Genomic DNA, 11,277 nt, shown 5'->3' on the forward strand with positions numbered 1-11,277 from the left:
GTTACTCCTTCAGCTCCCAGAACATCAGCGCGAGCCCGCCGACCAGCGGAATGAGCTGCAGCGCCGAGGCGATGCCGTGCAGGCGGCCGAACTCGACGCGGCGCGGGTCCGCGGCGGGCAGCGAGGACGGCGCGACGGTCATCGTCGCCTGGAGCGCGGCGATCCGGCCAGTCACCACGACGCTGGCGTACAGCGAGGCCGCGGTCATCAGCACGAGGATCCCGGTGCGCAGGCCGGCGTGCCGCGGGCGCGGCCCGAGGATGCGCCGCACGATCAGCGTCAGGAAGAGCACGACGGCGGCGCCGCTGCTCAGGAAGAAGAAGCGGCGCAGCACCTCTCCGAACAGCGCCCCCGCCAGCAGGCGTCCGTCCGCGACCTGACGCGCCGCCATCACGTCGAAGGCCGCCGGCGCGACGATCGCGCCGAGCGCGATCAGGCCGCCGATCCAGACGACCAGGGCGAGCAGCGCCACGTAGCGCAGGAACAGCATCTCCCCGATTGTATGGGACCGCCCGGCGAACTGCTCGATATGGCGCGTTCGTCGGCGCGAACCGGGAGCCTGCGCCCGGCTGCGGCATCGGCGAAGATAGGGCGATGGTCGAATGGGAGGAGTGGGGCGCGGCGGCGTTCGCGCGGGCGCGGCGCGAGGGGAGGCCGGTGCTGCTGTCCATCACCGCCGCCTGGTGCCGCGCCTGCCACGAGATGGACGCCTCGACCTACGCCGATCCCGCGGTGGCGGCGCTCGTGCGCGATCGGTTCGTCGCGGTGCGCGTCGACGCCGATCGGCGACCTGACGTCAACGAGCGCTATCACCTTGGCGGATGGCCGACGACCGCCTTTCTCACCGCGGACGGACAGATCATCACCGGCGCTACCTATGTCACCGCCGATCGCATGCCGGCGGTGCTGGCGCGCGTGGCGGAGGCCTTTGCGCAACTGCCAGACGCGCCTGGAGCCTCGGGACCGCCCGGGGGCCGGGGCGACGAGCCGGCGGCCGCCGCCGCAGATCCCGATGCTCTCGTCGAATCGATTTTCGCGTCCTTCGACCCGGTGCACGGTGGATTCGGCGTCGAGCCGAAATTCCCGCACGCGGCGCCGCTCGCGCTAGCGCTCGCGCTCCATACCGAGTCCGGCGAGGCCCGCTGGCGGTCGATCGTCGAGACGACGCTCGACGCGATGTGGGACGGCGGGCTGTGGGACGCCGACGCGGGCGGCTTCTACCGCTACGCGCCCACCCGCGACTGGCAGCAGCCGCACCAGGAAAAGCTGCTCGATACGAACGCCGCGCTGCTGGCGATCTATACGGAGGCCGCCGTGGTGTTCGGCCGCCCTGTCGATCGCGAGCGGGTTGACGCGATCGCCGGCTTCATCGGCGTCGCGCTGCGCGACCCGGCCGGCGGCTATTTCGGCAGCGACGCCGAGCCGATGCTCTACGCCGACGGCAACGGCCTGGCGGTCTCGGCGCTCCTCAAGGCGTCGACGGTCCTCGACTCGGCAGACCTGACGCAGGAGGCGCTCACGTCGTTCGAGCGCGTGCTGCTCGCCTGCTACCGGCCGGGCGGCGGCGTGGCGCACCAGCCCGACGGCCGGGTCCGCGGACTGCTCGCCGATCAGGTGGCGGCCATGACAGCTCTGCTCGATGCCCATGACCTGACCGGCAGCGAGCCTTACCAGATGATGGCCGAGGAAATCGGCCACTACATGGTGCAGGGGCTGGCCGACCCGGCCGATGGCGGATTCTTCGATCGCCTGCGGCGAGACGACGACATCGGCCTGCTGCGGGAGGCGCGGAAACCGTTTGCCGGCAACGCCGACGCCGCCATGGCGCTGTGGCGCCTGCAGCGGATCAGCCGGGAGTTCGACTTCCGCACCGCCGCCACCGGGGCCCTCCTCGCCGCCGGACGTCAGGCCGCCCGTCAGGGACCACTGGCCGCGCATTACGTCCTCGCGGCGCGCCGCCTGCGATAGACTCAAGCCAACCGCACGCGGCCGACCGCGAACTGCCAACTGCCAACCGCCAACCGCACACTCTCTTATGGATACCTGCATCACCGATCCGCTCGCTCCGCTGACCGCCGAACAGAACACCCGCGATGCCGCGCTGCTGCAGAGCAATCCCTATTGCGGGCCGCGGTTCGAATCGAAGGTCCTGCCGTTCACGCTCGACCTGGCGCGCGGCGTGCTCAGCGCCGAGGACGAGCTGACACTGGCGGGTCTCGAGAAAGAGGCGGCGCGCACGGCGATCGAATCGCTCGCCTCGCTGGCCAGGAACGCCAATGACATCGATCACCTCGGCGGCGGGCTCGAGCTGATCCCCGCGCTGCTGATGACGCTCGCGGCGACCGACTACCAGGCGACGGGCTACACCATCGAGCACGGCCACACCAGCATCGGCTACTACTCGGCGCTGTCGGCGCTCGGCTTCGTCGATCGGGGCCGCGTCATCGACGCCTTCCGGCGCAGCCTCGACATCGCCGGACACGTGTCATGGCTGCCGGGCGGCACCGAGCTCAGTTCGGGGCGGCTCGGCGTGATGGTGCCGGTCGGCAGCGGCTTCGCGCTCGGGCTGAAAGCGCATCACGGCGCCGCCGCGCACGTCATCTGCCACTGCGGCGACGCCGGCTGGATCTCCGGCCAGGCGCTCAACGGCTTCAACGCGGCCGCCGTGCATCGCGCGCCGATCACGTTCGTCATGCACCGCAACGGCATCCAGCTGTCGGGGACGACGCGGCACATCATGAACCAGGATCCGCGGCGGATCATCGAGAGCTTCGGCATCCGCATCCTGGAGATCCGGACGCTGCTCGACCGCCAGGCACTGTTCGGCGCCTATCAGGCGGCGTTCGCCAACGCGCAGAACGGGCAGCCGACGCTGATCTACCCGACCGGCTACGGCAGCTCGCCGCAGGACGCCGCCGTCACGATCGCCGACTTCGGCCGCATGTACGGGATTGCCGACGAGACGCGGGAGTTCGCCGCGAAGAACGACGTGTCGCTGGATCGCAGCATCTGGATTCCCGGCTCGCTCATGAGCTACCGGGACGTGATCGCGATGCTCCAGTGTGTGTTCTACGTCAACGACCTGCCGGGCGGCGAGGGGCATCACGACGGCGGCATGAAGGGGCGCGACGCGCAGGCCGTGCTGTCGAGCCGCCTGCTGCAGTTCACCCCCGAGGAACGGGCCCGTCTCGACGCGCTCGCCTCGCAGCCGCCGCGCATCGTCGTCACCACGGCGCGTCCGTCGAAGGGCACACCGAATCTGACGCTGACCGCCGGCGAGCTGCAGGCCGTGGCGCTGCCCGATCCGGGCAAGGCGGTGTCGCCGAGAGCCGGCTCCGAGGCGGCCTACGTCGCGGTGGCGAAGAAATACGCCAGCCGGATGTTCGTGGTCTCCGCCGACCTGAATCCGTCGACCAAGCTCGCCAAGGCGGTCGCGCTGCTGCCGCCGCCGAACCATTTCGAGATGAGCATCGAGGAGCAGGCGGCGACGCTGCTCGTCGACGGGCTGTCCTACAGCAGCCGCGAGCCGCAGCTCAACGTCTTCTCGACCTTCGCCGCGTTCATGGAAGGGATCGCGCGGGAAGGATTCGAGATGTGGCGCTACCAGCGCAACCTGACCGGCTACAACGAGGGGCTGAACGTGCTGATGCACCTGGCGCACGTCGGCGCCTGCACCGGCCGCGATCATTTCTCGGGCTGGAGCCTCGACTGGATCAATCTCGGCCTGGGCTATCTGCCGTTTCTTCGCCGCTTCCATGCGCCGGCCGACGCCCGCAGCGCGTTTCTCGCGGTGGTGGATGCCGCCGCCGGCTGGGGCGGCCACATCGTCGCGATTCCGCGCGATACGCTGCCGATCCTGACCAAGGAAGACGGCCGGACGCCGCTCTGGAACGCCACCGACGCCTGGACGTCGGTCACGCCGTACCGGCAGCGGCAGGGGGCCGCGACCGCGATTCTGGCGATCGGCGCGCCGAGCTACCTGGCCGGCGAGGCGAGCGATCGCGCCGCGGCCCGCGGCGTGGCGAGCGACGTGTTCGTGATCAACGGCTTCCCCGTCGACGAACCGTTCTTCGACAGTCTGGCCAAGAAGTACGACCGGGTGATCACGATCGAAGACGGGCTGATCGGCACCGTCGAGGCCGGCCTGCGCGGCTTCGCCGCGTTCGTGTCGGGCAAGCTCGCCGAATGCGGCATGAAGCTCGAACATCTCGGCATCGCCGATCCGCGGATTGCGCCGTCGGAGACCTTCGAGATCGTCTGGGCGCACTGGGGCATGACGGCCGACGCGCTGACCGAGCGGCTGCTCGCGTCCTGAAGAGCATGCCGGACTTGCTGGCGTCGTGAAGATCATGCCGGACCTGAAGGTCCGCCCTACGCGCCTGTTTCTGTCCTGAAGGTCATGCCGGACCTGTAGCGCCGGCACGTCGCGCGGACCCGTAGCGCGGATTCGTAGCGCGGACCTTCAGGTCCGCCCTTCCCGATCGCCGCGGCCTCACGGCGTGCCTGACGGCTTGGGTGCGGCCTCCGCCGCCGACAGATACAGCGCGTTGAACAGCATCGGGAAGGTCGCGTGCGTCTGCGCGCGGTGCTGCGGGCGGAGGCCGAAAAGCACGATGCGGCCCGGATTCATGTCGACGCTGACCACCGCCGCACGCCCCGACATCAGGTCCTCTCCCTTGAGCCATCCCGACGCGACGACATCGGCGTTGGGGTAGCGCGCGATCACGCTCAGCTTCTGCGACGAGAAGCCTTCCAGCAGCGAGAAGAACGGGCTGTTGTTGTAGAAGCCTGTGGTCGACGCCTCCATGCCGTAGCCGATCGGACTGGCGGTGTCGACCTCGATCTTGAGGATCGTGCCCGGCGCGAAATGCTGATCGCGGGTGAGGCCGGCCTTCAGATCGCGCAGCGGCACGCCGAAGCGGTCGATCGCCAGGTCCGAGGCCTGTCCGAGCGTGATGAGCGTGCCCCCCTGCGCGACGAACGCCCGCAGCGCCGCGACCCCCTCGTCGCCGAGGCCGCCGCGGTACTCGGGGCGGATGTTGGCGCCGCTGGCGCCGTCGATGATCGATCGCGGCGCCTGGTCCGGAAGGATGATTGCGTCGTACTTCTCGCGCAGCCGGCCGCCGCGGATGTCGGCGTTGTGCAGCGTCGTCTCGGCGAAGCCGTACTGCTCCAGGACCCAGCGCGTCCAGCCTTCGTCCATGTTGCCGCCGGTCCACGGCGAGTACATGCCGATGCGCGGCGCCCGCAGCGAGAGCGCCGCCGCCGGCACGGCGGCGTCCGAAGTCTTGATCTGCAGGCCGAGATCGGCGGCGACCGTCTCGAGCGGCTTGCGCGGCGCCGTCACCCAGACCTGCTCGCCTTTGAGCGCCACCCGCGCGCCGTCCTTGAGCAGACGGTTGACGGCGGCGGCGGCATCCGGCCCCCGGTAATCGAAGACGAAACGCGGGCCGTTGCCGGCGACCTTGCCTTCGAGCTTCGGCGCGCCGGTCAGCGGCGTCAGCTTGACGCTGTCGGCGAGCGGCTTGTGCGCGAAGACGTGTTCGACGCCGAGCAGCATGCCCAGCGACCACGCCGTGACGTCGTAGGGCGGCTCGGGGGCGGAGGTGGGAGAACGGCGCACCTCCGGGTAGGTCTGCTGCTCCAGCATGTCCTTGGCGTAGCGCGCGAACACCTGCGTCATCGGCACCACGAAGGTGCCGGCGGCGAACTGCCGCCCGTCCGCCTCGAATGCCGCGTCGGCGCGGGAGACCTCGACGCCGCCCTGCTGCAGCTTCTCGACGAGATGGACGGCCTCGTGCGGATCGTGCTGCGTGTCAACCGGGATCAGGATCGCGGCGGGATCCCCCTTGCGGCCGTTGTCGAGCGTGGCGCGGTTGACTTCGTAGATCTGCCGCAGCAGCGCCTCGCGGCGGTCCGCCATGGTGTCGAGCAGCGCCGTCGTGGCGATGAGCTCGTAGTCGAGGATGTCGCGGAGCGTCCAGTGGCCGCCCATCCAGGGGCGCGGATATTCGGTACGCGGCGTGATGTCGGTCGGCGGCGGCAGCGCGCCGCCGGCATCGCCGCGTCCACCGCCACCGCGACCGGCTCCGGCACCGGCGCCCGCACCCGCACCGGCGCCGGCGCCGGCGCCCCGTCCGCGACCCTCGCCATTGGCCTGGCTGCCGCCGCCGTTGGCGCGCTGCTGATCGATCGGCGCGGCCACGCGCACGCTCGCCACTTCCGTCAGCAGGCCGATCTCGTTGTGCCACCAGCCGCTCCACGCCATCGCGCCTTCCCAGAAGTTCGTGTAGGTGGAGTTGTAGATGATGCCGTCCTTGCCGGCGGCCTCGAGCGCGGCGGCCTGCGACTGCCCGAGGATGCCGTTCCAGCGGTAGATGAGCGGATGCACGTTGGGGTTGATCGGGTCGGTCGCCGGCATCACGAAGATGCGCGCCGCGTTGCTGCCCATCTGGTGCTCGTCGAGCCACACCGCCGGGAACCAGTCCTGCCACAGCAGGCGGGCCGTCAGCTGGCTCTCCTTCTGCGTGAACATGTACATGTCGCGGTTGTTGTCGTGGCCGACGTAGGGATGATAGAGGTAGGGAATCTGCGACGTCTCGTACGGCGTGCCGAGGTTCTTGTTGAACCAGTCGGTCACCATGATCTGGCCGTCGGGATTGAGGCAGGGCACCAGCACGAAGATCACGTTGTCGAGGATCTTCTTCACCTGCGGTGAGTTGTCGGTGGCGAGGCGGTGCACCAGCTCGACCACCATCTGCGACGCGCCGATCTCGGTCGCGTGGATCGAGTTGGTGATCACGACGACGGCCTTGCCCTGCTGGAAGATCTCGTCGCGCTCGGCGTCGGTCGGGGCGCCTCCCTGGAAGTACAGCTTGCGTTCGAGCTGCTTGAAGTGGTCGAGGTTCTTGAGCGTGTCGGCGCTCGCGATCTCGAGCGCCACGAACGGATTGCCGTTCGTCGACGTGCCGAGTTCGCGGTAGCGGACCCGATCGCTGGCCCCGGCGACGAGCTTCAGGTATTCGACGATCCGATCCCAGCGCGCCAGCTTGTTGTCGCTGCCGATCCGGAAGCCGAAGAACTGCTCCGGGGTCGGCAGCGCCGCGGGCTGCGATCCGGCGGTGAGGCCAAGCGCCAGCAGAGTGGCGACAAACGTGCGCATCATGACGGTGTCTCCGAAACAGGCGGAAGTACGCGTTTGTGATCGCTTCGGCGGATCAGGCGTTCGATCCGCATCGCGAGGGCCGGCGCGACCGCTTCCGGCCCGCGCGTCAGATAGCTCTCGAGCGCGGCGTAGCTGAATCCGAACTCGGCCTCGTCGGTCTGGCCGGGCCAGAGGCCGGCGCTCGGCGCCTTGTCGACGATGGCCGCCGGCACGCCGAGCTCGCGGGCGGCGGCGACGACCTCGCTCTTCAGAAGGCCGCCGATCGGCAGCAGATCGACGCCGCCGTCGCCGTACTTCGTGAAGTAGCCGATCGCCAGCTCGCTGCGGTTGCCGGTGCCGGCCACCAGGTAGTTGAGCGTGTTCGCCAGAAAGTACAGCGAGGTCATCCGCAGGCGCGGCTCGAGGTTGGCGTTCGCCACCCGCGCGCGCGGGTCCTCGGCGGGGCGGCTGGCGGTCCGCTGCTCGGTCGGGACGCCGGCGGCCGCCGTGTCCAGCTGCCCGATCAGCGCGTCGCGGGCCGGCGCCAGATCGACCCGGACGATCGGCAGGTGAAAATGCTCGGCTAGCGCCGCGGCGTCAACTTCGTCCTGCGGTTCGCCATGACACGGCATCACGACGCCGATCGTTGCGTCGGGCGCCGCCATCTGACAGAGGCGGGCCGCCACGGCCGAATCGACGCCGCCGCTCAGGCCCACGACGAAGCCGGCCGCGCCCGACTCGGCCAGCCGCTCGCGCAGCCACTCGACGATGGCATCCGTCCGTGCGCTGATCGGGCCGCTCAGCATGTCAACTGGGCCGCTCGATCATGCGCAGGAAGGCGTCGACGACGTCGGGATCGAACTGCCGTCCGCGCTGCCGCGCGATCTCGGCAATCGCGTCGCCCACCGTCCAGGCCGGCTTGTAGGGGCGCTGCTGCGTCAGGGCGTCGAACACGTCGGCGACGGCGACGATGCGGCCGGCGAGCGGGATGTCGCCGCCGCGCAGGCCGGCGTAGCCGCTGCCGTCCCAGCGTTCGTGGTGCGACAGGGCGATCTCCTCGGCGATGCGCAGCAGCGGAAAGCGGCTGCCCGACAGGATGCGTCCGCCGATCGTGGTGTGGGTCTTGACGACCTCGAATTCCTCCGGCGTCAGCCGGCCGATCTTGAGCAGGATCGCGTCGGGAATGCCGATCTTGCCGACGTCGTGCAGTTCGGCGCCGCGCCGGATGAGCGCGATCTGGTCGGCCGCCTGGCCGATCTCGCGGGCCAGCAGCGCCGACATCTGGCCGACCCGCTGGGTGTGGTGGCCGGTGTTGTCGTCGCGGAACTCGGCGGCGGCGGCGAGCCGCTCGATGATCTCGAACTGCGCGTCTTCGAGCGCGCGCGTCCGCTCGCGCACCGTCGCCTCGAGCTGCTGGTTCTGGCTCTGGATCTGCCGGTAGATCAGCCGTGTCTCGAGCTGCGTCTTGATCCGCAGCAGCAGCTCGTCGGGCATGAACGGCTTGGCGACGAAATCCTTGGCGCCGCGCGACAGCGCGTCCTGCCGCGCCTGCGGCGTCAGGTCCGCCGACAGGATCAGGATCGGCAGGTACGAGGCCCCGGAGATCTCGTTGAGGCGATCGATGACCTCGAGGCCGCTGAGGTGCGGCATGTGCAGGTCGAGGAGCACCAGGTCGGGCCGCTGCCGGACGAAGAGATCCGCCGCCTGCCGCGAGTCGGTGGTGGTCTCGACCTGCGTGAAGCCGGCGCGCGCCAGGACCCGCCGCAGCACGTCGACGTTGGCCTCCTCGTCGTCGACGACGAGAACGCGGGCGTTGGTGAAGAGACCGGCATCCATGGGCAGGCGCGCGACGCTAGCGGCGGTTGGCGATCGCCTCGGCCGCCGGCGACTCGGGCCATTCTACCGGCGGCGCGGCGGTGTAGGCGACGTGCGCCAGGCGCGACTGGAACAGTACCGCCGCCGAGGCCAGCATTGGCAGCACGACGATCGGCGCCGCGCCGCGGAGCACCGAGGCGGTCGCCAGCGCCGCCGCCGCCCACACGCCGTAGACGCCGACCGCCGCGGCGACGTTGCGCCGCACGAACCGCCCCGCCGCCAGCACCGCCCCGATCGCGCTGCGCCGATCCTCGACGACCAGCCGGACCCGTGCGTAGACGAACAGCAGGTTGACGATCACCACGACCGCCTGGGCGACGCGCGCCTGCGGCAGGTTGTCGGCGGCGAGATAGAGCAGCGCTTCGAGCGCCGCCAGCCGCAGCATGCCGCCGAGATGGCGGCCGCAGGCGCCGAAGAACCCGGTGGCGCGGGTCGGGCGGGCCCGCGCGTACCGATCGATCGCTCCCCCCGCGACGAACGAGCCGATCAGCACGAACTCGAACAGGATGCGGCGCGACGCGACCGTCGGATGGAGCGGCGTGAGCAGCGCCGCCGCCGCCGTGCAGACGAGCAGAACCGGCGCCGAGACGACACGCCGGATCCCGTCGACGCACGCGCGCAGCACGCTTCGCATCCTATATCATTGCTCTTTTGGGGGGAGAGCAGATGCCATCGTCATCGGCAATGAGGAAGGGCCCGATCCGCGTCGTCCACTACGGGCTGGGACCGATCGGCGCCGCGATCGTCCGGCAGGTCGCCGCGCGCCGTGGTTTTCGCATCGTCGGCGCGGTCGACATCGACCCGGCGAAGGCGGGACGCGATCTCGGCGAGGTCGCCGGCGCCGGCCGCCGACTCCGCGTCAAGGTCTCGGCCGACGCGCGCGCGACGATCAAGTCGGCCCGCCCCGACGTGGTCGTCCTGTGCACGCTGTCGTCACTCGCCAGGGTGACGCCCCAGATCGAGGAGATCCTCAAGCTCAAGGTGCCGATCGTCTCGACGACCGAGGAGCTCGCCTACCCGACCCGCGCCAACCTGGAATACGCGCGCGCCATCCACGCGGCCGCGAAGAAGGCGAAGGTCGCGGTGCTCGGCACCGGCGTCAACCCGGGCTTCACGATGGACGCGCTGCCGATCGCGCTGACCGGCGTCTGCGAGCGGGTCGACAGCATCCGCGTCGATCGCATCCAGGACGCGCGCGTCCGGCGCCTGCCGTTCCAGCAGAAGATCGGCGCCGGCCTGACGCGCGAGCAGTTCCAGAAGAAGGTCGAAGACGCGAGCGTGCGGCACGTCGGGCTCGCCGAATCGATCTCGATGATCGCCGACGCGATGGGCTGGAAGCTGGATCGGATCACCGACGAGATCACGCCGAAGATGGCGACCGCGACGGTGGCGAGCGAGTTCCTCGCCGTCGATCCCGGATACGTGTGCGGCATCGTGCAGGACGGCATCGGCTACCGCGCCGGCCGGCCGGTGATCACGCTGCACATGGAGGCCTACCTCGGCGCGCCGGAGTCGTACGACCAGGTGGAGATTGCCGGGTCGCCGGCGATCCGGAGCCGGGTCGCCGGCGGCGTGCACGGCGACGTCGCGACGGCGTCGATCACCGTCAACTCGATCCCGAAGATCCTGGACGTGGCGCCGGGGCTGCACACGATGCGCGACATGCCGCTGCCGTCGTACTTCGGGGGCTGACGATGGAATCGCACGACGCAAGGATCGATCGGGTCCGCGCCGCCTACCAGGCCGCGCGCGCGCGGCTGGCCGACCGGCTGATCGCCGCCGACGAGGACGCCGTGCACCGCATGCCGCCGGGCGGCGGCTGGTCGGCGGCGCAGATCGGCTGGCACGTGGCGGCGGTGGACACGTCGTTCGCGGCGGTGCTCAGCGGCGAGGTGCCGGCGGCGAAGCCGCTGCCGGCGGGCGCGACGGTTCGGCCCTGGGACGAGATCGCCGCGGCGATTCCGGACCGGATCGAGGCGGGCAAACGCGTGCAGCCGCCGCCGGACGTGCGCCGCGATGCCGTCCTGCAGGCGCTCGACGAATCGGCGCGCACGCTCGACGCCGCGCTCGCCGGCTTGAGCGCGGAACGCGCCGCGGGTTACGCGATCACCCACCCGGTGATCGGAACGGTTCCGCTCGGCGACATCGGCGACTGGGCCGTGTCACACGTGGCGCGCCACAACGCGCAAGCGAAGCGGACGCTGGCTGCGAGCGCGGCCGGCGAGGGCGTGCGCGGGACGTAGCGCCGCTGCCGGCTG

At 70.5% G+C, this 11,277-nt stretch carries 9 protein-coding genes; 4 read left to right on the top strand and 5 right to left on the bottom strand.

The genetic code is table 11. The annotated features are described in order from the left end of the window. Nucleotide 1 precedes the first annotated feature (1 nt). Nucleotides 2-490, bottom strand: a complete 489-nt coding sequence (locus VGI12_21255) for a DUF4149 domain-containing protein (protein ID HEY2435212.1) — start codon at nt 488-490, stop codon at nt 2-4. Between the two features lie 104 nt (nt 491-594). Between VGI12_21255 and VGI12_21260 the strand changes: the two genes are divergently transcribed. Both VGI12_21260 and VGI12_21265 read left to right on the top strand, forming a co-directional pair. Then, nucleotides 595-1,968 carry a DUF255 domain-containing protein gene (locus tag VGI12_21260; GenBank protein HEY2435213.1) on the top strand — a complete coding sequence of 458 codons (1,374 nt, stop codon included), beginning with the start codon at nt 595-597 and terminating at the stop codon, nt 1,966-1,968. Between the two features lie 67 nt (nt 1,969-2,035). Continuing rightward, a complete protein-coding gene (locus VGI12_21265) occupies nt 2,036-4,315 on the top strand; it encodes a thiamine pyrophosphate-dependent enzyme (protein HEY2435214.1) in 2,280 nt (759 codons plus the stop codon). A gap of 177 nt (nt 4,316-4,492) precedes the next feature. Here VGI12_21265 and VGI12_21270 read toward each other — a convergent pair whose 3' ends face one another. Genes VGI12_21270 through VGI12_21285 form a run of 4 tightly spaced genes read right to left on the bottom strand, consistent with a single transcriptional unit; the run spans nt 4,493 to nt 9,644 of the window. Beyond that, nucleotides 4,493-7,162 (bottom strand): M14 metallopeptidase family protein, encoded by a 2,670-nt coding sequence (locus tag VGI12_21270; protein ID HEY2435215.1) that lies wholly within the window; start codon nt 7,160-7,162, stop codon nt 4,493-4,495. Continuing rightward, the gene (gene nadE / locus VGI12_21275; protein ID HEY2435216.1) at nt 7,162-7,950 is read right to left on the bottom strand and encodes an NAD(+) synthase; all 789 of its coding nucleotides are present in this window, start codon (nt 7,948-7,950) and stop codon (nt 7,162-7,164) included. The genes VGI12_21270 and nadE overlap by 1 nt, the downstream gene beginning before the upstream one ends. A gap of 1 nt (nt 7,951) precedes the next feature. After that, the gene (locus tag VGI12_21280) at nt 7,952-8,980 is read right to left on the bottom strand and encodes an HD domain-containing phosphohydrolase (protein ID HEY2435217.1); all 1,029 of its coding nucleotides are present in this window, start codon (nt 8,978-8,980) and stop codon (nt 7,952-7,954) included. A 16-nt stretch (nt 8,981-8,996) separates the two neighbouring features. Beyond that, the gene (locus VGI12_21285; protein ID HEY2435218.1) at nt 8,997-9,644 is read right to left on the bottom strand and encodes a hypothetical protein; all 648 of its coding nucleotides are present in this window, start codon (nt 9,642-9,644) and stop codon (nt 8,997-8,999) included. A gap of 59 nt (nt 9,645-9,703) precedes the next feature. Here VGI12_21285 and VGI12_21290 point away from each other — a divergent pair, with 59 nt between their 5' ends. Continuing rightward, nucleotides 9,704-10,711, top strand: coding sequence for a hypothetical protein (locus VGI12_21290; protein ID HEY2435219.1), 1,008 nt, complete (start codon nt 9,704-9,706; stop codon nt 10,709-10,711). Nucleotides 10,712-10,713: 2 nt separating this feature from the next. Beyond that, on the top strand, nt 10,714-11,262 hold the full coding sequence (locus VGI12_21295; protein HEY2435220.1) for a DinB family protein: 549 nt from the start codon (nt 10,714-10,716) through the stop codon (nt 11,260-11,262). Nucleotides 11,263-11,277 lie beyond the last annotated feature (15 nt).

It is taken from the genome of Vicinamibacterales bacterium (assembly GCA_036496585.1).
Lineage (GTDB): Bacteria > Acidobacteriota > Vicinamibacteria > Vicinamibacterales > 2-12-FULL-66-21 > JAICSD01.

Coding starts and splice junctions, on each gene's coding strand:
- VGI12_21255 (HEY2435212.1), bottom strand. CDS start 490: ATGCTGTTCCTGCGCTACGTGGCGCTGCTCGCCCTGGTCGTCTGGATC.
- nadE (HEY2435216.1), bottom strand. CDS start 7,950: ATGCTGAGCGGCCCGATCAGCGCACGGACGGATGCCATCGTCGAGTGG.
- VGI12_21290 (HEY2435219.1), top strand. CDS start 9,704: ATGAGGAAGGGCCCGATCCGCGTCGTCCACTACGGGCTGGGACCGATC.
- VGI12_21270 (HEY2435215.1), bottom strand. CDS start 7,162: ATGCGCACGTTTGTCGCCACTCTGCTGGCGCTTGGCCTCACCGCCGGA.
- VGI12_21260 (HEY2435213.1), top strand. CDS start 595: ATGGTCGAATGGGAGGAGTGGGGCGCGGCGGCGTTCGCGCGGGCGCGG.
- VGI12_21295 (HEY2435220.1), top strand. CDS start 10,714: ATGGAATCGCACGACGCAAGGATCGATCGGGTCCGCGCCGCCTACCAG.
- VGI12_21265 (HEY2435214.1), top strand. CDS start 2,036: ATGGATACCTGCATCACCGATCCGCTCGCTCCGCTGACCGCCGAACAG.
- VGI12_21280 (HEY2435217.1), bottom strand. CDS start 8,980: ATGGATGCCGGTCTCTTCACCAACGCCCGCGTTCTCGTCGTCGACGAC.